This window comes from uncultured Oscillibacter sp. (assembly GCF_900546705.1).
In the GTDB taxonomy this organism is placed as follows: domain Bacteria; phylum Bacillota; class Clostridia; order Oscillospirales; family Oscillospiraceae; genus Oscillibacter.
The window spans coordinates 20,395-43,183 of the sequence record NZ_URDP01000004.1; the positions used below are offsets into that span (position 1 = coordinate 20,395).

Consider the following 22,789-nt stretch of genomic DNA (forward strand, 5'->3'; position numbering starts at 1 on the left):
CTTCTAATAAAAAGAACGCACCCCACGCCGGTTCCGGCGTGCGGCGCGTTACAAAATCAACAAAAGTCCCAGGGCTACCAGCAGCTCTTCGTCTGCGTCCTCCCGAAACAGCAAAAACAGAAGTACCAGGATCAAAAGGTCGCCGGTGTCCACATGCTCCAGATGCAGCTGGTCCAGAACGTGGCGCAGAGTCCCGGTCAGGGTATCGGTCACCCGGCCCGCGGTGCTCTGGGAAGCAGAAGTGCTGTGGGACTCCCGGTGCCGGAACGGCTCTTCCCGGGAGGCGTCTTCCTGCCGCGCTTCCCGGGATTCTTCCGCGGAGTGGTCCTGCCTTTCACGGGCGGTCTGTCCGGATGCGGCCGCGGAGGACTCCTGGGGCGCATCCTCCTGGGGGATGCGGGTATAGGTGCCGTTGTCGTTGCGGATATAGCGGTTGTACATCCCTCATCCCTCCCGCTGGGCCAGAAGTGTTTTTCCCAGGTGGAACAGCCGTGCAAGCTGCAGCGCTCGCTCCACCTTTTCCTGCCGTTCCTCTTTCAGATAAGGCCGCAGAGCATACAGCAGTGCCCTGGCATTGCTGTCCTGCTTGCCTCCCAGTTCCCGCAGCAGCGGCACAAGTCGGGTCAGCAGCGCCGGATCTATCCCGCCTGCCAGGGAGGAGAGCAGATTGCTGTCCTGTGCCGGTTTGGGCGCGGGTGTCGGCGGCGGTGCCTGCCGGGCGGGGGAAGACTCCCCGCCCAGCGACTGGGCCAGCTGCATGATCTGGGCCATGGCACCCGGGTCGGAGAGGATCTGGTTGAGCTTTTCATCAAATTCGGCCATGGGCCAGCGCCGCCTTTCCCGCCGTTATTTCTGCATTGCCTGATTGATTCGCTCCACCAGGGCGGCGCCTTCCGCCGTACTCATGACCTGGCGCATCATCTGCATCATTTCCCCCGGATTGCCCCGGGCAGCGGACTGGGCCGCCCGCTGCAGCGCCGCGCCCCGATCCGATTTGGTCAGCATCTGCAAAAGGGCCTGCCCGTCCTGGGAGCCCATCAGCCGCTGGAGCATGGCGGGATTGCTTTTCAGCTGTTCCACCAGATGCGCAGTATTGTCGTCCATAGTGCCTCCTCGTTCCGATGGTTTGACTGTGTTCCATAGCAGTATATGCGATACACAGAAAAAAAGTGCCTGCGGAGATCCGCAGGCACCTGAGAATCAGGTGTCTTTTTTCTTGCTTTTCCGGAACGTGTCACAGTCCGCCGACAACGGGCAGCCCTCGCACTTGGGAGAGCGGGCAGTGCAGACCTCCCGGCCGAAGAGAACCATCCGATGGCAGAAATCCGAGGACTCCTTGGGCGGAATCACCAGGCGCAGCTGCCGCTCCGCCTGGAGGGGGTCCTTGGTCCCGTCCGTCAGACCCAGCCGGCCCGTAATGCGGATGCAGTGGGTGTCGCAGACATAGGCCTCCTGGCCGAAGACGTCGCCCAAAATCAGGTTGGCCGTTTTCCGGCCCACGCCGGGAAGTCCCGTCAGCTCCTCCATGGTGCCCGGCACCTTGCCGCCGTACTCCGAGAGCAGCTTTTGCGCGCAGGCCACGATATCCCGGGCCTTGCCGTTATAAAAACCGCAGGAGTGAATGTACTGGCCCACCTCCGCCGGGTCCGCCTGGGCAAAGCTCTCCAGGGTAGGGAAGCGGGCGTAGAGGGCGGGCGTTACCTGGTTGACCCGCTCGTCGGTGCACTGGGCGGACAGCCGCACGGCAAAGAGCAGCTCGTAATCTTTTTTGTATTGCAGGGAGCAAAGCGCGTCCGGATACCGGCCTTTGAGCTTGTCAATAATCCGCTTGACGGCGGCTTTGGATTTCATGGCGATCACCTCTCATGCAACACAATAGCATATCTTTCGACGAAACACCAGGGAAAAAACCATGGAAATCCCCGGCAGACTGTGGTATGATATATTACCAAATGATTGAAAAGGAGGGAGCACCATGCAGCAGCCACTGGCGGACGCCATCCGGCCCACCACGCTGGACGAGGTGGTAGGGCAGCAGCACCTGCTGGGCCCCGGCGGCGTTTTGCGCCGGCTCATCGAAAACGGCACGGAGGCCAACCTGGTGTTCTATGGTCCCTCCGGAACGGGCAAGACCACGGTGGCCAACATCATCGCCCGACGGACCCACAAAAAGCTCTATCGGCTCAATGCCACCACCGCGTCCTTGCAGGACATCAAGGACATCATCGCCGATGTGGGCACGCTGCTGGCCCCCGGCGGCGTTTTGCTGTATCTGGACGAGATCCAGTACTTCAATAAAAAGCAGCAGCAGAGCCTGTTGGAATTTATGGAGAACGGCTCGCTGACGCTGATTGCCTCCACCACGGAAAACCCCTATTTTTATATTTACAGCGCCCTGCTCTCCCGCAGTACGGTGTTCGAGTTCAAGGCCGTGACGCCGGAGGAGGCGCAGACGGCAGTGCTGCGGGCGCTGCGTCTGGAGCAGCAGCAAAGCACGCTGCCGCTCACCTGGGAGGAAGGGGTGCCGCTCCAGATCGCCACATCCTGCGGCGGCGATGTGCGCAAAGCCATCAACGCCGTGGAGCTTTTGTGCCAGGCGGCCCGCCCGGCGGACGGCAAGCTGATGCTGACAAGCGATGATGCTTTACAGTTGGCTCAGCGCAGTGCCATGCGGTATGATCGGGACGGAGATGCCCACTATGATATCCTCTCGGCGCTGCAAAAGTCCATCCGGGGCAGCGACCCAGACGCGGCGGTCCACTATCTGGGGCGGCTGCTGGAGGCCGGAGATCTGCTCTCGCCCTGCCGGCGGCTGCTGGTCATTGCGGCGGAGGATGTGGGGCTTGCCTATCCCATGGCGATCGCCATCACCAAGGCCTGTGTGGACGCGGCGGTGCAGGTGGGACTGCCGGAGGCCCGGCTGCCCCTGGCGGAGGCCGCGATTCTGCTGGCCACGGCCCCCAAGTCCAACACGGCCCACAATGCCATCATCGCCGCCATGTCAGATCTTAAAAAGGGCAAAACCGGGGACATCCCACGCCACCTGCAAAACGTCCACGCCGATACGGTGGGATTCGATCCCCAGCAGCACTACCTCTATCCCCACGATTTTCCCCACCGTTGGGTGCGGCAGCAATATCTGCCGGATGCACTCAAGGATGTAAAATACTACCAGTGGGGCGACAACAAGACGGAGCAGGCCGCCAAGGCCTACTGGGAGAAGATCAAGGGAGAGCCTCTTTGAACACCGTCTCCACCGGCGCGCCCGTATAGTTGGGCGGAGAGTACGTCCAGCGCTCCAGCACGCCGTCCGTGACCTGGTAGCGCAGAGGCGGAGGCGTGGGGTCAGGCGGCAGCCGTTCGATCAGCTGCAATTTGATCTTCATGCGCTCGGGACGGATACTTTTGACATAGACGGAAACCCGATCCCCGGGGGACAGGCCCTCCCGTGCATCCGCAAGGCCGGACAGGTTCGGGGTCAGTTCGATGAAGCTGCCGTACTCCTTGACGCTGCGGACGATCCCCGGCACGGTCTCTCCCGGGGAAAACCAGCTGGCGTTTTCCATCCAGGTTCCCAGAAGCTCCTTGTGGGTCATGGTGAGGCGATGCTTTTCCGGGTCGGTGGACAACACTGCCGCCAGGATCTTCTGCCCTACCCGGAAGCGGTCTTTCGGATGGGCGATCCGGGCCACGGAAATCTGTTCGATGGGCAGCATGGCCACCACGCCCCGGCCCACATCCAAAAAGGCACCGAAGGATGCCAGATGGGTTACCTTCGCGGTTACGACCGCACCGGGCGAGAGACGGAGCAGATGCTCCAGGGCTTCTTCCTGGGGGATTCGCCGGGACAGATAGGCTACCGGTGCGCCTTTTTCATCTGCTTCCACGGATTTTACTGTAAAGCAAATTTGCTTTCCAACTTTTGAAATAACAGAAATTTCTCGTTCTGATCCGCTGATCCAGGGCGAGAGTGCCTCAGTCCGGGGCAGGATGCCTGCCACGGGTCCCAATGTGAAATGGAGATTTTGCCGGGGGTCGCACCGCTGGGCCACCGCCTCCAGGACAGTGCCGCTTTCCATGGCGGCGCGCAGGGAAGAGAGGGAAAAGGCCGGCTGGGGCACGAGCCCCTCCGGGGGAAATAAGATATTTTCCGGCATATGCCACGCATCCTATCTGCCGCGTTGGCGGCGTTTTTGATCCTATTCTATGCGGCGGGGAAGCCGGTTTTGACAGGAGGACGAACATGGAACTGCATCTGCATGACCGTGTGGAGCTGAAAAAGGCGCATCCATGCGGCAGCACCCAGTGGGAGATCCTGCGGGTGGGAATGGACATTAAGCTCAAGTGCCTGGGCTGCGGCCATGAACTGATGGTACCCAGAAGCAAGGCGGAAAAGAGCATCAAAAAGATTTTGACCGGTGGGGAGGGAATCAAATGAACAAACTGACCAGAGCTGTGGCGCTGGTGCTGGTGGCAGTGATGATTTTGGCGCTGCTGACCTCCATGATTGTTCCGTACATCATCTGAAAACGGCAATTCCAGGGCGGACGCATTTGCGTCCGCCTTTTTTTGCGCCCCTTTTGCGACGGTTTTTCCAGGGGAAGAGCCCTATAATGTTTGCCGGAGAGGGGGCAGGCCCATGACGGTGGTATATGTGGACAGCGTATTTGTGCTCAATGGAATCATGGACTACCTGCTGCTCATGGGCACGGCCCGTCTGGCCGGAGTTCCCCTGCGGCGCAGGCGTTGCCTGCTGGGCGCGCTGCTGGGCGGAGCCTACGCGGTGGCGGTGTTTCTGCCGGGCCTGGGCTTTCTCGCCGCGGGACCGGTCAAGCTGGCCTGCGGCGTGCTGCTGTCTGTAACGGTATTCGGAGGGCAGGCGCAGCTTCTGCGGTTGACAGTGCTGCTGTTTGCGGTCTCCTGCGCCATGGCAGGCTGTGTGCTGGGGCTGGGACTGCTGACCGGCGGCGTACCGGTGGTCAACGGCATTTTTTACACGGACGTGGATGCCCATACGCTGCTTCTGGGCGCCACAGCATCCTATGCGGTTCTGGCGGTAATCTTTCGGGCTGCGGCCCGCCACGGTGTGCGCCGGGAGCTGATCCGGGCGACGGTGTGCCTGGGAGAACGGGAGGTACAGCTGACGGCGCTGCTGGACAACGGCAGCACATTGAGCGACCCCATCACGGGAGAGCCGGTTCTGGTGGCAGCACCCGGGGCGCTGAACCCGCTGCTTCCACCCCGGGTACAGAGTATTTTGACGAGGGAAGTACTGCGAAGCCCTGCCGACTGGCTGGAGGAGCTGTGCCGGGCGGCGCCGTCCCTCCGCTTTACGCTGCTGCCCTATCAAAGCGTGGGCGTGCGGGGCGGACTGCTGCTGGCGGTGCGGTGCCGGTGGGTGGAGATCGGAGGAACCCGGTATCCGGGTGTGCTGGCAGCGCTGGCCCCGGCGCCGCTGGGAAGCGGGTATCAGGCCCTTTGGGGCGGACAGGTGAGAGGAGGCCGTAATGAAAAACATACGTTTGCGGATACGGCGGCTGCTGCTCCGGCTGGGACTTCTGGCGCCGGAGAGCATCCACTACATCGGGGGCAGCGATACGCTGCCGCCGCCGCTCAAGCGGGAGCGGGAGGCGGAGCTGATCGCCCGGATCGGGGAGGAGTCCGCCCGGCAGGAACTGATCGAACACAACCTGCGGCTGGTGGTCTACATCGCCCGCCGCTTTGAAAACACCGGCGTGGGTATCGAGGATCTCATTTCCATCGGCACCATCGGCCTCATCAAGGCGGTGGGAACTTATCGGGGGGACAAAAATATCAAGCTGGCCACCTATGCCTCCCGCTGCATTGAAAATGAAATCCTGATGTTTCTTCGGAAAAACGCTGCCCGGCGTGGGGAGGTTTCCATTGACGAGCCGCTGAACACGGACTGGGACGGCAACGAGCTTCTCTTGAGCGATGTGCTGGGAACGGAGGAGGACACGGTCATGCGGCCCATCGAGGAGGATGTGGACCGCAGTCTCCTGGCCGCGGCCCTGCGGGTGCTCTCTCCCCGGGAGCGGGAGATCATTACGCTGCGCTTCGGTCTGGGCGGCCGCCGGGAACAGACCCAAAAGGAGGTGGCCGACCACCTGGGCATTTCCCAGAGCTACATCTCCCGGCTGGAAAAGCGGATCATCCAGCGCCTGAAAAAGGAGATATTGCGCTTGTCTTGACAAATGAAAGACCGTAACGTATAATATTTGCTGTTCAAATGCAGGGAAGAGGAGCAGTACAGATACGCCAAAGCAAAGAGAGAAAGCGGCAGGTGGGAGCTTTCGTGCGGTGTATGTGGAAGTCGCCTTGGAGCCGCTGTGCTGAAAGAACAGTAAGCCGGCCGGGTGCACCCGTTACAGTGCGAAGAGCGCCGCGTTGAAAAGCGCGGAATCCAGGTGGTACCACGGAACTTGTCCGCCCTGGGCCGGAAGGCCCGGGGCGTTTTTTATTGTGGGAGGTGCTGGATGGAATTTTGCTTTGACTTGCCGGGCGGATATTCCAAGGCGGATTGGGAGATTTTCTTTCGGGTGCTTTACCGCATCCACCCGGGCGTTCGGCTTCGGCACGCCTTGGTGCGTCTGCTGTCTGCCGTCATAGGCATTTTGAACTTTTTCCTGACAGTGGGGATACTGATTTCCGAAGACAGCAGCCCGGCCTCTGCCGTGCTTCCGGCGGTGCTGTGCCTCGTTACGTTGGCGTATGCGGTGGGCTTTCGCCGCCTGATTCTCTGGACCAGCCGCAAACATACCCCAGGCGCCCAGGAGCGGATGACGATCTCCATCACGGACACCGGTGTGACCGACCAGACCGGCCCGGTGACCACCCACTACGCATACAGTGCCTTTTCCGGGATATTTTACTGCCGGGATGTATATCTGCTGTTTTTGCCCGGAAAGCGCGCCCTGCTGTTGCCGGAGCGGAGCCGCACAGGCGGCAGCAGTCCGGACCTCCGGCGGTTTCTGGAGGAAAAGGCCGGCATGCCGGTCAGGACCATTCAATAATCATCACAAGAACCTCAGGTTTGAAGGATAGGAGAATCAGTGTATGAAAAAAGAACTGCCGAAGGTGTATGAACCGCAGCAGGTGGAGTCCCGCATCTATCAGATGTGGGAGGACGCCGGCTGCTTCAAGGGCGACCCCGATCCCGAGAAAAAGCCCTTTTCCATTGTGATGCCCCCGCCCAACGTCACCGGCCAGCTGCACATGGGCCACGCCCTGGACTGCACGCTGCAGGACATCCTCACTCGTTTCAAGCGGATGCAGGGCTATTCCGCCCTGTGGGTGCCCGGTACGGACCACGCCGGCATCGCCACCCAGATCAAGGTGGAGGAAGAGCTGCGGGTCAAGGAGGGCAAGACCCGCTATGACCTGGGCCGTGAGAAGTTCCTCCAGCGGGTGTGGCAGTGGAAGGAGCAGTACGGCAGCCGCATCGTCGAGCAGCAGAAAAAGATGGGCGTCTCCTGCGACTGGAGCCGTGCCCGCTTCACCATGGACGAGGGGTGCTCCAAGGCGGTTCGGGAGACCTTCTGCGAGCTCTACGACAAGGGCCTCATCTACAAGGGAAGCCGTATCATCAACTGGTGCCCCCATTGCGCCACCGCCCTTTCCGACGCGGAGGTGGAGTATGTGGACAAGCCCGGCCACCTGTGGTATATCCGCTATCCGCTGACGGACGGTTCCGGCGATCTGGTTATTGCCACCACCCGTCCTGAGACCATGATGGGCGATACGGGCGTTGCTGTGAACCCCGAGGACGAGCGGTTCAAGCACCTCATCGGAAAGACCTGCATCCTGCCCATCATGAACCGGGAGATCCCCATTGTAGGCGATGAGTACTGCGAGATCGGCTTCGGTACCGGCGCTGTGAAGATGACCCCCGCCCACGACCCCAACGACTTTGAGGTGGGCCTGCGTCACAACCTGGAGATCATTCGCTGCATCGGTGATGACGGCAAGATCAATGAAAACGGCGGCCCCTATGCGGGCATGGACCGCTATGAGTGCCGCAAGCAGATTGTCAAGGATCTGGAGGAGCAGGGGTATCTGGTCAAGACCGAGCCCTACAACCACAACGTGGGCACCTGCTATCGCTGCCACAACGACGTGGAGCCGTTGATTTCCGCCCAGTGGTTCGTGAAGATGGAGCCTTTGGCCCGCGAGGCGCTGCGCGTGGTGAAGGAGGGCGAAGTCAAGTTCGTCCCCGAGCGCTTCTCCAAAACCTATATCAACTGGATGGAGAATGTCCATGACTGGTGCATCTCCCGTCAGCTGTGGTGGGGCCACCAGATCCCTGCCTGGTACTGCGACGAGTGCGGCCATATCAATGTCTCCCGGGAGGACCCCACCAAGTGCGAGGCGTGCGGCTGCACGCATCTGACCCGGGACCCCGATGTGTTGGACACCTGGTTCTCCTCTGCACTGTGGCCCTTCTCCACTTTGGGCTGGCCGGAAAAGACGCCGGAGCTGGACTATTATTATCCCACCTCCGTCATGGTCACCGGCTATGACATCATCTTCTTCTGGGTGGCCCGGATGATTTTCTCCGGCTGCGAGCAGATGAAGAAGATCCCGTTCCACACGGTGCTCATCCACGGCCTGGTGCGGGACGACAAGGGCCGCAAGATGTCCAAGTCTCTGGGCAACGGCATTGATCCGCTGGAGATGGCGGAAAAATACGGCGCCGACGCCCTGCGCTTCAACCTCATCACCGGCAACTCTCCCGGCAACGACACCCGGTTCTACAAGGAAAAGTGCGAAGCCATGCGCAACTTCGCCAACAAGATCTGGAACGCCAGCCGGTTCGTTATGATGAACCTGACCATCGACCGCTGTGCCCTGCCGGAGCAGGACAAGCTGGCCGCAGAAGACAAGTGGGTGCTCTCCAAGCTCAACACCCTGGTCAAGGAGGTCACAGAGAATCTGGACAGCTATGAAATCGGCGTGGCGTCCTCCAAGGTCTATGACTTCCTGTGGGACACCTACTGCGACTGGTATATCGAGCTGACCAAGACCCGGCTGGGCGGTGAGGACGAGCAGGCCAAGCTGGTGGCGCAGAATGTCCTCTGCTATGTGCTCACGGAGCTTTTGAAACTGCTCCATCCCTTCATGCCTTTTATCACGGAGGAAATCTTCCAGGCGCTGCCCCGGATGGAGGGCGAAGAGAGCGCCTACCTCATGTGCGCCCGCTGGCCGGAGTACCGCTCGGAGCTGAACTTCCCTGCGGAGGAGGCTGCCATGGAGGCGGTGATGGATACGATCAAGGCCATCCGCGCCCGCCGTGCCGAGATGAACGTGCCCCCGTCCAAGAAGGCGGAAGTGCTCATTGTCACTGCCACGCCGGATATCTATGCCCAGGGCCTGCACTTCCTGGAGCGTCTGGCCTATGCCAGCGCAGTGACCTTTGCCCAGACCGCGCCTGCCGATGTCACCGGACAGGTGTCCGTGGTTACCGCCAATGCCACCGTGTACATGCCCCTTGCAGAGCTGGTGGACATTTCCGCGGAGCTGGAGCGGATCGCCAAGGAGCGGGAGAAAGCGGAGAACGGACTGCGGATCGTGGAGCAGAAGCTCTCCAACGAGAAATTCGTCTCCCGTGCCCCTGAGGCAGTGGTCAATGTGGAGCGGGAAAAAGCCGCCAAATACCGCGAGCTGATCGCCAAGCTGGACGAGTCTGCCAAGGCCATGCAGGCATAAGGCGAGATTCCGCTTTCCATCTGAAATGAAAATGCAGCCCCCGGAGAAGTTTCTCCGGGGGCTGCGTTTTTTTATGAGGTTTAACGGATGAAATTGGTCCGGGCAGCCCGCTCCTCCTGGGGAGGCTGGACGCCTGCGTCCCGCCCGGCCTGGATGCACCGCAGCAGCCAGGCCATATTCCGGCCCAGATTCCGCATGGTCTGAAGCCCCTCCGCGTCCAGAGCCACATCTCCCGGCACGGAGCCGTGCACCATGTTCCAGTAGGTAGAGGACACCACCGGCATCTGAGAAATGGTGAAATACTTATTCAATACATCCACGGATGCCACCGTACCTGCCCGGCGAGCCGAGGTGACGGCTGCCGCCGGCTTATGGGAAAACGCATCTTTTCCGGCGTAGAACACCCGGTCCAGGATAGACAGGATGCGGCCGCTGGGATGCGCGTAATAGACCGGGGAGCCGAATACAAAGCCGTCGCAGATCCGGGCCTTTTCAATGACGCAGTTGACGATATCGTCGTCAAAGACGCACCGCCCCGGCTTTTTGCCGCAGGTTCCGCAGGCGGTGCAGTCCCGCACGGGATCATTTCCCAGCCAGAGAATTTCCGAATCAATCCCGCACTCCCGCAGGGCGGCGGCCACTTCCTGCAGCGCCGCATCCGTGCAGCCGTGCGGGCGGGAGCTTCCATTGAGCATCAGAACTTTCATGGCTACATCTCCTTTTCCGATTTTGCTCCTATTATACTGCTCCGGGCGCCCCGGCGCAAGGCGAAGCGCCGCGTCCCGAAATTTCCGGAAAGGGTTGTCCGTTTCGACACAATCCAAATGGCAAACATGATATCATCACCGTAAAAGCCCGCAGCTTTGCGGTGATTTTTTTGAAAACACCGGAATATCCGGATCAAAGAGGGGAAACATATGGAAGTGCTGGCAAAAAGCGCAGACCGGAATCTGCTGCTGGAATTTGAAGGGGAACTGGACCACCATGCCGCGCGGGAGGCCATCTGTCAGATGGAGCGGGCCATTGATGCCTCGCTGCCGAAAAAGCTGGTTCTGGACCTGGAGCGCGTGACGTTCATGGACAGCTCCGGCATTGCACTGATTCTGCGGGCCCGGCAGAAGATGGAGCTTTTGGACGGAGGCCTGCTGGTGACAAACGTACCGGCCCAGGCCCGCCGCGTGCTGGACGCTGCGGGTATCGGCCGGCTGGTCAATATTCGATGAATCAGGGAGGGTACATATGAAAACAAAGGCAGTCAATGAAATGACATTGCAATTTCCAAGTCGCAGCAGCAATGAGGGATTCGCCAGAACAGCGGCCGCGTGCTTCGCGGCACAGATGGACCCCACCTTGAACGAGCTGGAGGATATCAAGACCGCCGTCAGCGAGGCGGTAACCAATGCCATCGTCCATGCCTATCCGGACAGCATCGGGCAGGTACAGATGAAAATCCGGATCTGTCCCGACCACGTGCTGGAAATTGTGGTTCGGGACCACGGACGGGGCATTCCGGACGTGGAAAAGGCCATGGAGCCCATGTATACCACCGGCGGGGAAGAGCGCAGCGGCATGGGCTTTACCATCATGGAGAGCTTCATGGACAAGCTGACCGTCCGCTCCACGGCGGGGCGCGGGACCAGCGTCACCATGCGCAAAAAGCTGGCACCCCGGGTAAAAGGGGCAAAATGAGCACTGCTGCCATGGATCTGCTGCGGGCTGCCCAGGCAGGGGACCGGGAGGCATGCGAGCAGGCGGTGCTGGAAAACAACGGACTGATCTGGAGTATCGTGCGGCGTTATTACGGCCGGGGCGTGGAGCCGGACGACCTGTATCAGCTTGGCTGTCTTGGCTTTTTGAAAGCGGTGCAGGGCTTTGACTTTTCCTACGGTACCTGCTTTTCCACCTATGCCGTGCCAAAGATCGCAGGGGAGATCCGGCGCTTCCTTCGGGACGACGGAGCAGTCAAAGTCGGACGTACCATACGGGAACAAGCGCAACTACTTTACACACAGAGAGAGCGGCTGCGCCACGATCTCGGCCGGGAACCGGTGCTCTCAGAGCTGGCGGAGGCCACGGGACTGACCGTGGAGGAAATCGCACGGACCGACACGGCCACAGAAGCACCGGAGTCGCTGCAGCAGGAGCTGGCAGACGGTCTGACACTGGAAGGAACCCTGGGAACCGATGCACCGGAGGAGGGCCTGGTGGAGCGGCTTGCCCTGCGGGAGGCCATTGACCGCCTCCCGGAAAAGGAAAAAATGGCAATTTTGCTGCGCTATTTCAAAGGGCTGACCCAGGAGCGGACAGCCCGGGTGCTTGGTGTCTCCCAGGTGCAGGTGTCCCGCCTGGAACGGCGTGGGCTGCATCGTCTGCGGGAGCTGCTGGAGCCGTGAAATAATCAGGCCCCTGAAACTCCGTCATGGTATCCCAATAGCGCATAGGCATCTGGGTCCGGCGGCAGGTGGGGTTGTACCGCTCTTCGATGGCCACCGTGTCGTAAAACCGCTTCCAGAGCAGTCGGTAATGGGCTTCCTGCTGGTCCGGCGGTGCCATCTGAAACTGCTCCAGCGGACGGATTACCGCTTTGCCGCCGCAGTGAAGCAGTACCTCCCGGTGGGTGCGGTCATACAGGAAGAAGGCGTCATCCGGATAGCGGGCACAGAAATGGCGACGCAGCAAGGGAAGGACCCGGTTTTTGGGCTGGATCTCTCCGCCCAGTACGCCGCCCAGGTCAGAAAACCGGGTGAAGCCCTTGAGCAGGTGCGCCTCCGAATTCAGATGACGCACGGCCCGCGCCACCGGGTAGAGCGTCTCATCGGAAAAATTGCGCAGGAAGCCGGGGCCCTCCTTCAGAAGCTTTGCCACCAGCCGGTAAAGGTGGATTTCCCGCTCCGGAAGACAGGTGAGAAAACCTTTCCGCACAAGATCAGATGCAAAGGAAGAACACTTTACAATTTTCTTGTAGACACGGTTTGCGTGCTCCGGATTGGCGGAAATGTTCCTGGAGGCAAACAGGGTCGGTACCAGGTCCTCATCGCAGCAGATGGCGGTGGGGACTTCTTTATTTGCGTAGCTATCAAAGATACAGCACAGGAACCCTGCAAAGCTCCCGTCGTAGTAGTAAACAAGGTCATTCATGACACGTCATCCTCAAGCGTAGACCGGTTGAAACAAAGAGAGCTGCTCCGCCTCCGGCTGGGGCAGCTGAGGCGCTTCGGCGGCAATCAGGTTTCCCAGCAGGCTCTGTTGGGAAAAGTGCAGTCCTTCGGCCCGCTTTCCGGAGGCGGTGAGAAAATACTGAGCCCGCTTCATGACCACTCCCATTTTCTGCAGGTCTTCCGGCCGCAGTCGGCGGGCCCGGCGGGCCGCAAGAATCCGGCGGGCAGAGATGACCCCCACCCCAGGGACTCTCAGTAGCGTCTCATAGTCTGCCGTGTTGACCTCTACCGGAAAAAAGTCCAGATGGGCCAGTGCCCAGCTGCACTTGGGGTCCACCAGGGGATTGAAGTCCGGATGGGCCTCGTCCAGCAGCTCCTCCGCCCGGAAGCCGTAGAAGCGCAGAAGCCAGTCTGCCTGATAGAGCCGGTGCTCCCGCAGCAGCGGCGGCTTGGTGTCCCTGGACGGGAGCAGCGCGTGCTCCACCACCGGCACATAAGCGGAATAGAACACACGTTTGAGTTTGTACCGATCATAGAGTCCCTGAGTCAATCGGAGGATGTGCAGGTCGTTGTCTCCGGTGGCGCCAACGATCAGCTGGGTGCTCTGGCCGGCCGGGGCAAATTTTGGCGCGTGACGGTATTTGACCAGCTCTTCCTTACTCTGCCGGCCTCTTTGCTGGATTTGCCGCATAGGGGAGAGAATGGCCTGCTTGGTTTTGTCAGGCGCCAGCGTCCGCAGTCCTGCCTCGGAGGGGAGCTCGATATTGACGCTCATACGATCGGCCAGAAAGCCCAGCTGCTCCACCAGCTCCGGCGCCGTACCCGGGATGGCCTTGGCGTGGATATAGCCGTTGAACCGGTATTCCTCCCGCAGAATCCGCAGAGTCCGGATCATCAGCTCTGTAGTGTAGTCCGGGCTCCGCAGCACGCCGGAGGAGAGAAACAGCCCCTCAATGTAGTTCCGGCGGTAGAAGTTGATGGTCAGATCCGCCAGCTCCCGGGGGGTGAAGGCGGTGCGGCGGGTATCGTTGCTGCGGCGGTTGACACAGTATTTGCAGTCGAACACACAGCAGTTGGTCATGAGCACCTTCAAAAGGGAGACGCACCGGCCGTCGGCAGAAAAGGTGTGGCAGCATCCTGCCACGGAGGCGGAGGTGTTGCCGATGTAGCCCTTCCGGGAGGCGCGGCTGCCGCCGCTGGAGGTGCAGGCCGCGTCATACTTGGCCGCATCCGTCAGAATTGTCAGCTTTTCCAGCACATCCATGGCAGTTTATCGAACACATGTACGTCCGTGGCGACCATCTGTGGGCCGGTCAATGTAGTTGATCAGGCGGAACAGCTGCGCCGTCATAAACACCACTCCCACAAGCACAAAAAAGAACGTCCAACCAGTCATAGCTCTCTCCTCCTTGCTTCGAACTTTTGTTCTATTCATACTATAGCTCGAACAATCGTTCGTGTCAAGAGGGGAGAAAAATCCGGTGCAGGGAAAAGCAGGAAAAAAGACGCGGCCGCAGCCGCGTCTTTTTCAAAACGATTTTTTTATTTGCAGGAGGCCAGATCCTTGAGGAACTGCTCCACCGCCTCGGCGGGGGTGGCCCAGCTGGTGACAAAGCGGACCAGGGTATGTGTCTCGTCCACAACCTCCTGGGCCTCAAAGGCGTAACCCATCTCCTCCAGCTGTTTGGCCACAGTGTTGGGCAGCACCGGGAACTGCTGGTTGGTGGGAGAGGCAACAGGGAAGGAATAGCCCAGTGCCGCCATTCCGTCCCGCAGGCGGAAAGCCATCTCGTTTGCGTGGCGGGCCATGTCAAAGTAGAGGTTGTCCTGCAGCAGTGCCTTGAACTGCACGCCCAGCAGGCGGCCCTTGGCCAGCACGGCGCCCCGCTGCTTCATGTGCCAGCGGAAGTGGGGGTTGGAAGCGGTGACCACCAGCGCCTCACCAAACAGCGCGCCGTTTTTGGTGCCACCGATGTAGAAGAGGTCCGTCAGCGCGGCAAGATCCGCAAGGGTCAGGTCATTGCCGGGAGCGGTGAGAGCAGAGCCCAGACGGGCACCGTCCAAAAACAGCAGCAGACCGTGCTTGTCGCAGCAATCCCGCAGGGCCTGCAGCTCCGCCTTGGTGTAGATGGTGCCGATCTCCGTGCTGTCGGAGACATAGACCATCTTGGGGGAGACCATGTGTTCCGTGCCGTTGTGCTCCCGGAGAACTGCTTCCACCAGGGCGGGGGTGAGCTTGCCGTCCTCGGCGCGGATGGAGCAGACCTTGTGGCCGGTGGCCTCGATGGCACCGGTCTCATGGGTGTTGATGTGGCCGGTATGGACGGCGATGACGGCCTCGTAGGAGGCCAGGAAGGCGGTGATGGCTACCAGGTTGGTCTGGGTGCCGCCCACCAGGAAGTGGACGTCGGCGTCCGGCGCAGCGCAGAGCTTGCGGATCAGGTCCGCCGCCTCCTGGCAGTGATGGTCCAGACCGTAGCCGCAGGTCTGTTCGAGGTTGGTGTCTGCCAGGGCCTGGAGTACCTTGGGGTGGGCGCCCTCGCTGTAGTCGTTGCGGAAGCTGTACATGTCAAAAACCTACTTTCTTTTTTGGTATTTCAAAAATCCTATTGAAATCATAACGCCTTTCCTGTATAAATGCAAGGAGCGGAGGGATACTTCCAGTTAAGACAAAACCTGAAAATCAGCTGGAACTTTTTTCGCTGACAAAACGTCATTAAGGTAAATGCCAATGAAAAAGGAGATTCTCATGAAAAAATGGATTGTCATGGCCCTGGCGGCCTGTATGCTCACCAGCCTGCTGGCTGGCTGCGGCTCCAAGGATGCAGCGGACAAGCAGGTCGACCTGACGGCCTTCTATACGGACCTCTCTTCCCAGTATCACTGGTCTGAGGACCCTCAGACCAGCCAGGAAGGAGATCTTCTCATGTCCTCCGTGGAGGGGGAATTACTGGAGTCCTACTACCCCGGCCTTGCGGATCTGGCGACCGAGCAGCTGATTGTCAAGGCTCCCATGATGAGCTCTGTGGTCAACGAGGTGGTATTTGCCCAGTGCAAGAGCGAGGATGATGCCGCCTCCGCTGCGGAGATCCTCCAGTCCCGGGTGGACGCCCAGGCCGAGGGCGGTGCCTGGTATCCCGAGTCCATGGAGGCCTGGGGCAAGGCCAAGGTCATCCAGAACGGCACCTACGTGGCCATGATCGCCTCCGCTGAGCATCAGACGGAGATCGAGGACGCATTCAACGCGCTGTTTGCGTAACGCGGCGCATGAACGAAGCAGGGAAACGGCCGGGACTCCGGCCGTTTTTCCTGCATGGTGGGAGGAAATCATTTGGTATTCAGCAGTCTGACCTTTTTGTTTGCCTATCTGCCCATCACCCTGCTGCTCTATTTCGTCTCTCCGCTGAAGTGGCGGAATCTGGTGCTGCTGGTGGTGAGCCTGTTTTTCTACGGCTGGGGCGAGCCGGTGTACATTGTCATCATGTTCGTCTCCATCCTCATCGACTACACCCACGGCCTGCTGGTGGAGAAGTACCGCAGCAACGACCGGAAGGCCCGGTGGTTTGTAGGGCAGTCCGTGGTGTTCAATTTGCTGCTTTTGGGCTTTTTCAAGTACTGGGACTTCCTGGCGGCCAATCTCTCGCTGATTCCCGGCGTCAGCGTGCCCCAGCTGGGGATTCCGCTGCCCATCGGCATCTCCTTTTTCACGTTCCAGACCATGAGCTACACCATCGATGTCTACCGGCAGGACGCGCCGGTCCAGCGCAGCATCGTGAAGTTCGGCACGTTCGTGACCATGTTCCCGCAGCTGATCGCCGGCCCCATTGTCCAGTATAAGACGGTAGCCAAAGAACTGGATCACCGCATCAACACCAGCGAGGACTTCGCCCTGGGCTGCCGGCGCTTTTGCGTGGGCCTTGCGAAAAAGGTACTGCTGGCCAACGCGGTGGGCAAGCTCTGGGACGCCCAGCTGGCCGCCGGGATGGACGGCACACTGACCGTGGCGGGCGGATGGATGGGGCTTCTGGCCTATGGCTTCCAGATCTACTTCGACTTTTCCGGCTACTCGGATATGGCCATCGGCCTGGGCCGCATCTTCGGCTTCCGGTTTAACGAGAACTTCAACTACCCGTACCTGGCCGCCTCCGTGACGGAGTTCTGGCGCCGCTGGCACATGTCGCTGACCGGCTGGTTCCGGGAGTACCTGTATATTCCCCTGGGCGGAAACCGGGGCGGCACTGCAAAAACCCTGCGCAATATTCTGATCGTATGGCTGTGCACCGGCTTCTGGCACGGGGCCAGCTGGAACTTCGTGCTCTGGGGACTGTACTTTGCCGCCTGGCTCGTTTTGGAGAAGTACGTGCTGCGGCGTGTGCTGGCCCGCACTCCGTCCCTCATCAAACACGTCTACACCCTGGTGGTGGTATTTGTGGGCTGGGGGCTGTTTGCCATGGAGAACCTGGGCGTATGCGGCCGGTATCTCTCCGCCTGCTTCGGCAGTGCGCCCCTTTGGAGCAGCGCCGACGGCTATACCCTGCGAACCTACGCCGTCACGTTCCTCGTTTTGATTCTGGCGTCCACCACGCTGGGACGCAAGCTCTACCAACGTCTGCCCCGGCGGGCGGAGCAGATCGTAACGCCGGTTTTGATGCTGGCTTCTTTACTGGTGTGCACGGCCTATCTGGTGGACGGCAGCTACAATCCCTTCCTGTATTTCCGGTTCTGAGAGGAGGAAGATGCAATGACAAAAGCATACAGCCGTCTTTTGACGGCCCTGTTCTGCCTCTTCCTGGGCGGCATGCTGGTGTGGTCCCTGGTCCTGCCGGACCGGGAGCGCTCGGAGGTGGAAAACCGGACACTGAGCCAGTGGCCGGAGTTTTCCTGGCAGTCCCTCAAGGACGGCAGCTTCACCAGCGCCGTGGAGGAGTACTTTGCCGACCAGTTCCCCCTGCGGGACCAGTGGATGGTGCTCAAGGCCCGGGCGGAGCAGGCCATCGGCAAGTCCGAGTTCAACGGGGTATATCTGTGCGGCGACCGCCTCATTGCCCAGGTGAAGGACCCGGAGGAGGACTTGGACGAGAAAAACCTTACCTATGTGCAGCGTCTGGGGGAGAACACGGATGTGCCCGTGTATCTGGGCCTCATCCCGTCGGCGGCGGAGATCTGGAAGGACGACCTGCCTGCCGGGGCCCCCAACTGGGACCAATCCGCCTTTTTGCAGAAGGCAGCAAGTCTGGGGCTTCCCATGGTGGACTTTGACGGTGCCCTGCGCTCCCATGCGGATGAGGATATCTTCTACCGAACGGACCACCACTGGACCAGCCTGGGTGCCTACTACGGCTACGCCGCGGTGATGGAGGCTCTGGGCCGGGGAGAGGACACGCTGCCCATGTCCGCCTTCACGCCGGAAACCGTCAGCACGGACTTCAACGGCACCCTCTACTCCCAGTCCGGCATCCACTGGCTTACCCCCGACACTATGGAGTTCTGGGCGGAGGATACGGGCCTCTCCATTACCTCCTGGCGCACCGGTGAGCCGCAGAGCGGCACGCTGTATGACCGGAGCTATCTTGAAAAGAAGGACAAATACTCCGCGTTCCTGGGCGGCAACCAGCCCCTTTGCGTCATCCGCAACGAGGCGGCAGCAGGGAAGGGCAAGCTTCTTTTGATCCGGGACTCCTACTCGGACTCCCTGGCGCCGTTCCTGGCCCAGAGCTTTGAGGAGGTGCACCTGATCGATACCCGCTATTACCGCATGTCCCCGGCTCAGTACGCTGAGGAAAACGGCATTGATGCGGTCTGCGTCCTCTTCAGCATCCCCAATTTCATCACGGAAAAGAGTCTGGTCTTCATCGGTTAATAAAAAACGCCCCGGAGCATGATGCTCCGGGGCGTTTTTTTGTTTTTACTGGACGACCACCAGAGAAACGGTCTTGTTTGTAAGATCCACGGTGTAGCGGTAGCTGCCCGCCAGATGCAGAAGCGTCTGGCCGTCCTGAGAGAGAAGCTGGTCATCAAAGGAGACGATATAGACCAGGGCGTCGTCCAAAAAGAGCATGGTGTCCGGCGGTGCGGTGGCTGCCTCCTGGGCCTGGGGCAGGGGAAGGGAAGCCTCCGTGCCGTCGGCAAAGCGCAGGAACAACTGCTTATACGCCTGCCCCATGGGGGAGACGCCCACCATATTTCCCCAGTAGGCGATGCAGCCATTCCCCTCAGTATATGCCTCCGGCCGGAAGGCAACGGATTCCTCCGTCTCCTGCCAGCCGCCCTGACACCAGGCAAGCCGCTCGTCATAGGTCATGGGGTCCTGATCCAGGGTCAGCGTCTGGCCGAAAAAAGCCACGTCGGCGGGGGAGTAGTCGCTCTGGACGGCAGCCTGCGCCGCAGCATCCACTGCGGCACGCCGTTCCACCTCGCTCAAAAGCCGTTCGTAGGCCGCCCGGCCGGCGTCTGTCAGAGCGGTGGAGTTCCACGCAAGATTCTGCAAGCCCAGCTCCAGCAGATCGCCGTCCTCCTGTCCCGCCATGGCCACGGCACAGGCTACCAGCACCTGCATGGCGTGTTCCTGCTCCTGAGCGTCATAGGTGCCGATCAAATTGAGGAAGGTGGTCTGGTTGTTGTAGAACAGGTAGTAAAGGTCCATGTCCCGGATCTGGGAGGGCGGCAGCAGATCGTTTTCCAGAATCGTCTGCGCCACGCAGGCCTCGAACACGGGAGAACTGGAGTCGACATCCCCGAGAAAGTTGCTTTCCAGCAAAGTCGGTCCGCTGCTGGTCATGGTGTGGAACACCAGATAGGGAGACGCTACATACATACCGCCCACCCAGCCGTCCTCATCCACCCAGGTGCCGCCGGCCGGCATGATCCGCTCCGGGATCGGCGTGTGGAGGGTAAAGCTCAGGGCATAGATCCGAAGCCCCAGCTCCGGATAGGCCGGAACGGTACTTACCAGCTCCAACGAGGTGATGCGCCAGTCATCCCACTCCGGAGAGGCATCAATGGCCGTGTAGTCCTCGTTCCAGGCCATATTCTGGAACTGCTGGGCGTAGGCGCGCACCTTGTCCCGGGCGGCGGAGAGCACCTCGTCGGGGACGTCGATTCCCTCCGCAACATGGTCGGTGTAGGTGGTGCTGTCCTTGTAAAGCAGCAGCTTCTCTCCGTCGAAGTACACCTGACGCCAGGCGGTGGCGGCAGTGCCGACCTCCTCGCGCCCCGCAAACGGGACACTTCCCCACAGCTCCAGACACCGGCGGCTGAAGTTCCACCAGTTGAACTCCAGGAAATCCGCCTCCGGCCAGGCCGTCTCCAGCAGCGCCGCCACGTCCGCTTCACAGATTTCCCCGTCCCGCTGGAAAAGCAGCTGCGCAGTGACGCCGGTGGCGGCAGTCAGCTCGTCGGTGCCGTCGCCGTTCAGGTCCATGGCCTGGGGTTCCTCCACGCCGTAGGCACGGAACAGGAAAGTAAGCGCACCGTCGTCGGACACGGCGTAGTAGTCGTAGTGGGTACCTTTATATCCACCGGTCTCGGCACTGCCGGTGACGTAGTCCTCATATGAGACCACCACGCCGGTGTAGCCGAAGAGGGAGAAGCTGTCTATGGTCAGACGGTCCAGCTCACAGCCCTCCGGATAGGTGAAAAAGCTCCCCGCGTCCCAAACCATCATACCGTCCCGTCCCACGGCGCTGTCGTAGATGACGGCGGCATACACATTCCCGTCCGTGGAGCGGTAGGGCCGGAAGCTATATTCCGCGCCGCCCTGCGTGGTGATGCGGATGCCATAGCCCCGGTCGGCGCAGTCGTCCTGCCGGTGCGTCACGGTCACCGGCACCGGCACGCAGGGCACCGCGTCCTCCAGGGAGAGGGTCAGCGCCGGATCGCCCTCCGGGTAGACGGTGGCGATGGCGGGCTTTTCGGAGGGCAGATTGGAGACGAACCAAAGGCTTCCGTCCTCCTGCACCGCCAGTGTCACGCACAGCCAGTCATAGTCCGGATAGCGGGAGAAATTATCCGGGTAGTACAGCCGGATGGTGTCCCCCTGCCGCTCTCCGGCGGTGATGCGGACACTGTGAAAGTAGTTGGTGTCCCCGTGGGTGTGGTAGTAGGTCTCGTATTCCGGCAGGTATTGGAAGTGTTCCATACCGATCTTGCTGGTTTTATCCAGCGTCAGTCCGGTGTTTTCCAACAGCACAGTGTCAATGTCCGCTACGGGCAGCTTATCTGTATCGCAGATCTTCGCGCCGTTTTCATCCAGACTTCCCACCAGCAGAAGCTCACCGTCACTCACTTCCTCGGAGATGCCGGTGCCGCAGTAGAACAGCTCGAAGAGGTCGATGTCCTCCGGCCGTTCATAAAGGGAGGTCAAGAACTGGTTGTGGATGTGCATACCCTTTGCATCGCTGTTGAAGAATTTCTCGTTGAAGTAAGCCAGCTCGTCGCCGGTGAGGGGCCCGTTTTGCCCGGAGGCCGCACCGGTGAAGGTAACGGCGCACACCGCCGCTGCCAGAGCGATGACCGCGAACAGCGCCGCGGCGCGGGTCTGCCGGTTTTCCGCGATGCGCACGATGCGCTCTTTCAGGTGCCGCTTGTCCGCCGTCATGGTGGTGGCGGTCAGCATGGGATTGGACGGGCCCCGGCGCACGGGAATGAGGGCCAGCAGCGTCCTGCCGTAGGCGATGCGCTCCGCCTGGCCCAGGGACGCCATGGCCGATTCGTCGCAGGCCAGCTCGCAGTCCGTCTTGGACACCGCCGCCGCGATCCACACCAGCGGGTCGAACCAATACACACTCAGGCACACGCACCGCAGCAGCGACCACAGAGGATCGCCATGGCGAGCATGGGCGCTCTCGTGGGCGATCACATGCCGCGTCCGTTCCGGCGAGGAAACTGCCTCCGGAGTAAGATAGATGGCCGGGCGGATCAGGCCGAAGAGGCAGGGAGAGGGAAGCCCCGATTCTATCAGATAGACAGGATATCTGCATCCATCTACCATGTAAGGTGTTTTTGCTTTACACAGCTTTTGCCAGAATCTCAGGTTGCAAACAAGGAACCAGAGTCCTGTCGCCGCCATACCGGCGTACCAGATGTACGGCAGCGCCGCGGCCAGGGTCAGTCTCTGCCGTACGATGACCGGAAAGGTGTAATGTTCCGCGTCTGGCGTCTGTGCCGCCGGGCCAGCCTCGTCGGGTGCGTCCGCCTCCGGCTGCTGTGCTGGGACCTCTTCGGGTGCCGTGTCCGCTTCCGACGGCGTCCAGGTAAATACCGTCCGGTCCCCGAGGGCCTCCGCCCGGTCGGCCAGCTGCCGCTCCACGGGCTGCGCCGCCGTCAGTACGGAAAAGTCCGCCCCCGGCAAACTGAAGGGCACCAGCAGCCGCACCAGTACCAGTGCCCACAGGGCGTACTGAGCCCGGCGGGTGATACGGCTGCGGAAGGCCCACCGCAGCGCCAGCAGAACCAGGATCAACACCGAGGATGTGATCAAAATCTCTTTCATGCCTGCTCACCTCCCGCACGCTCCAAAATCGCCGTCAGCTCCGCAATGTCCGCCTCTGTCAGGGAGCGGCTGTCCACCAGACTGCTGACCATCAGCCCAAGGCTCCCGCCGTAGACCTTGCTCAAAAAGCTCTCCGTCTCCGCCAGGGCAGCGTCCTCCCGGGCAACGGCGGGGAAGTACTGCTTGGCCCGGCCGCCCTCCTCATAGCGGACGGCCCCCTTGGCCTCCAGCCGGGAGAGCATGGTGATGACCGTGTTCTTGCTCCACCCGGTCTCCGGGTGCAGCGCGGCGGTCAGCTCCATGATCGTGCGGGGGGACTGCTCCCACAGCCGGTTCATCAGCTTCCACTCACTGTCGGACAAATTGACCTGCATCTCATTCACCTCCTGTTTGGTATACGAATGTCTACCTTTTC

At 60.8% G+C, this 22,789-nt stretch carries 22 protein-coding genes, 1 pseudogene and 1 other annotated feature; of the genes and pseudogenes, 12 read left to right on the top strand and 11 right to left on the bottom strand.

Annotation, left to right across the window (positions count from 1 at the left end; genetic code table 11):
- Positions 1–48 precede the first annotated feature (48 nt).
- From QZS13_RS01735 to nth, 4 genes are all read right to left on the bottom strand, one after another.
- Positions 49–441, bottom strand: a complete 393-nt coding sequence (locus QZS13_RS01735) for a hypothetical protein (protein ID WP_295584781.1) — start codon at positions 439–441, stop codon at positions 49–51.
- 3 nt (positions 442–444) lie between these two features.
- Entirely contained in the window at positions 445–822 is a 378-nt protein-coding gene (locus tag QZS13_RS01740) for a hypothetical protein (protein ID WP_295584783.1), read from the bottom strand.
- Positions 823–846: 24 nt separating this feature from the next.
- Positions 847–1,104, bottom strand: coding sequence for a hypothetical protein (locus tag QZS13_RS01745; protein ID WP_295584786.1), 258 nt, complete (start codon positions 1,102–1,104; stop codon positions 847–849).
- Positions 1,105–1,200: 96 nt separating this feature from the next.
- Positions 1,201–1,851: an endonuclease III gene (gene nth / locus QZS13_RS01750; RefSeq protein WP_295584788.1), complete on the bottom strand. Its 651-nt coding sequence runs from the start codon at positions 1,849–1,851 to the stop codon at positions 1,201–1,203.
- Between the two features lie 124 nt (positions 1,852–1,975).
- On the opposite strand from nth, the gene QZS13_RS01755 reads away from it, so the two are divergent.
- Positions 1,976–3,244: a replication-associated recombination protein A gene (locus QZS13_RS01755; protein WP_295584790.1), complete on the top strand. Its 1,269-nt coding sequence runs from the start codon at positions 1,976–1,978 to the stop codon at positions 3,242–3,244.
- Here QZS13_RS01755 and QZS13_RS01760 read toward each other — a convergent pair.
- The gene (locus tag QZS13_RS01760; RefSeq protein ID WP_295584792.1) at positions 3,225–3,887 is read right to left on the bottom strand and encodes a S1 RNA-binding domain-containing protein; all 663 of its coding nucleotides are present in this window, start codon (positions 3,885–3,887) and stop codon (positions 3,225–3,227) included. The two genes, QZS13_RS01755 and QZS13_RS01760, sit on opposite strands and share 20 nt — an antisense overlap.
- Before the next feature lie 356 nt (positions 3,888–4,243).
- On the opposite strand from QZS13_RS01760, the gene QZS13_RS01765 reads away from it, so the two are divergent.
- From QZS13_RS01765 to QZS13_RS01785, 5 genes and pseudogenes are all read left to right on the top strand, one after another.
- The gene (locus QZS13_RS01765) at positions 4,244–4,438 is read left to right on the top strand and encodes a DUF951 domain-containing protein (RefSeq protein ID WP_295584795.1); all 195 of its coding nucleotides are present in this window, start codon (positions 4,244–4,246) and stop codon (positions 4,436–4,438) included.
- 201 nt (positions 4,439–4,639) lie between these two features.
- A pseudogene (locus tag QZS13_RS01770) lies at positions 4,640–5,467 on the top strand (sigma-E processing peptidase SpoIIGA); the annotation flags it as partial.
- Positions 5,468–5,507: 40 nt separating this feature from the next.
- A complete protein-coding gene (gene sigE, locus QZS13_RS01775) occupies positions 5,508–6,212 on the top strand; it encodes an RNA polymerase sporulation sigma factor SigE (protein ID WP_295584797.1) in 705 nt (234 codons plus the stop codon).
- Positions 6,213–6,246: 34 nt separating this feature from the next.
- Positions 6,247–6,458: a binding site (T-box leader), on the top strand.
- A gap of 39 nt (positions 6,459–6,497) precedes the next feature.
- Positions 6,498–7,034 (top strand): YcxB family protein, encoded by a 537-nt coding sequence (locus QZS13_RS01780; RefSeq protein WP_295584799.1) that lies wholly within the window; start codon positions 6,498–6,500, stop codon positions 7,032–7,034.
- A gap of 43 nt (positions 7,035–7,077) precedes the next feature.
- Entirely contained in the window at positions 7,078–9,726 is a 2,649-nt protein-coding gene (locus QZS13_RS01785; RefSeq protein ID WP_295584800.1) for a valine--tRNA ligase, read from the top strand.
- A gap of 80 nt (positions 9,727–9,806) precedes the next feature.
- On the opposite strand, the gene QZS13_RS01790 is transcribed toward QZS13_RS01785, so the two are convergent.
- A complete protein-coding gene (locus QZS13_RS01790; protein WP_295584801.1) occupies positions 9,807–10,433 on the bottom strand; it encodes a flavodoxin family protein in 627 nt (208 codons plus the stop codon).
- Positions 10,434–10,643: 210 nt separating this feature from the next.
- Here QZS13_RS01790 and QZS13_RS01795 point away from each other — a divergent pair, with 210 nt between their 5' ends.
- The 3 genes from QZS13_RS01795 to QZS13_RS01805 are packed head-to-tail and all read left to right on the top strand — an operon-like array spanning position 10,644 to position 12,119.
- Positions 10,644–10,949, top strand: a complete 306-nt coding sequence (locus tag QZS13_RS01795) for an anti-sigma factor antagonist (protein WP_295584803.1) — start codon at positions 10,644–10,646, stop codon at positions 10,947–10,949.
- 16 nt (positions 10,950–10,965) lie between these two features.
- Positions 10,966–11,415 (top strand): anti-sigma F factor, encoded by a 450-nt coding sequence (gene spoIIAB, locus QZS13_RS01800; RefSeq protein ID WP_295584805.1) that lies wholly within the window; start codon positions 10,966–10,968, stop codon positions 11,413–11,415.
- Positions 11,412–12,119, top strand: a complete 708-nt coding sequence (locus QZS13_RS01805) for a sigma-70 family RNA polymerase sigma factor (RefSeq protein ID WP_295584807.1) — start codon at positions 11,412–11,414, stop codon at positions 12,117–12,119. Before spoIIAB ends, QZS13_RS01805 begins: the two co-directional genes overlap by 4 nt.
- On the opposite strand, the gene QZS13_RS01810 is transcribed toward QZS13_RS01805, so the two are convergent.
- The 3 genes from QZS13_RS01810 to QZS13_RS01820 form a co-directional block, all read right to left on the bottom strand.
- Entirely contained in the window at positions 12,007–12,864 is an 858-nt protein-coding gene (locus QZS13_RS01810) for a TIGR03915 family putative DNA repair protein (protein WP_295584809.1), read from the bottom strand. The two genes, QZS13_RS01805 and QZS13_RS01810, sit on opposite strands and share 113 nt — an antisense overlap.
- A gap of 12 nt (positions 12,865–12,876) precedes the next feature.
- Complete coding sequence (locus QZS13_RS01815; RefSeq protein WP_295584811.1) at positions 12,877–14,148, bottom strand: putative DNA modification/repair radical SAM protein; 1,272 nt, start codon at positions 14,146–14,148, stop codon at positions 12,877–12,879.
- Between the two features lie 278 nt (positions 14,149–14,426).
- A complete protein-coding gene (locus QZS13_RS01820) occupies positions 14,427–15,452 on the bottom strand; it encodes a low specificity L-threonine aldolase (protein ID WP_295584813.1) in 1,026 nt (341 codons plus the stop codon).
- A 181-nt stretch (positions 15,453–15,633) separates the two neighbouring features.
- On the opposite strand from QZS13_RS01820, the gene QZS13_RS01825 reads away from it, so the two are divergent.
- From QZS13_RS01825 to QZS13_RS01835, 3 genes are all read left to right on the top strand, one after another.
- The gene (locus tag QZS13_RS01825) at positions 15,634–16,143 is read left to right on the top strand and encodes a DUF4358 domain-containing protein (protein ID WP_295584815.1); all 510 of its coding nucleotides are present in this window, start codon (positions 15,634–15,636) and stop codon (positions 16,141–16,143) included.
- A 72-nt stretch (positions 16,144–16,215) separates the two neighbouring features.
- Positions 16,216–17,610 carry an MBOAT family protein gene (locus QZS13_RS01830; RefSeq protein ID WP_295584817.1) on the top strand — a complete coding sequence of 465 codons (1,395 nt, stop codon included), beginning with the start codon at positions 16,216–16,218 and terminating at the stop codon, positions 17,608–17,610.
- A 15-nt stretch (positions 17,611–17,625) separates the two neighbouring features.
- Entirely contained in the window at positions 17,626–18,744 is a 1,119-nt protein-coding gene (locus tag QZS13_RS01835; RefSeq protein WP_295584819.1) for a DHHW family protein, read from the top strand.
- Positions 18,745–18,789: 45 nt separating this feature from the next.
- Here QZS13_RS01835 and QZS13_RS01840 read toward each other — a convergent pair whose 3' ends face one another.
- Together QZS13_RS01840 and QZS13_RS01845 are read right to left on the bottom strand one after the other, a co-directional pair.
- Complete coding sequence (locus QZS13_RS01840) at positions 18,790–22,374, bottom strand: M56 family metallopeptidase (RefSeq protein WP_295584821.1); 3,585 nt, start codon at positions 22,372–22,374, stop codon at positions 18,790–18,792.
- Positions 22,371–22,748 carry a BlaI/MecI/CopY family transcriptional regulator gene (locus QZS13_RS01845; protein ID WP_295584824.1) on the bottom strand — a complete coding sequence of 126 codons (378 nt, stop codon included), beginning with the start codon at positions 22,746–22,748 and terminating at the stop codon, positions 22,371–22,373. The genes QZS13_RS01840 and QZS13_RS01845 overlap by 4 nt, the downstream gene beginning before the upstream one ends.
- Positions 22,749–22,789 lie beyond the last annotated feature (41 nt).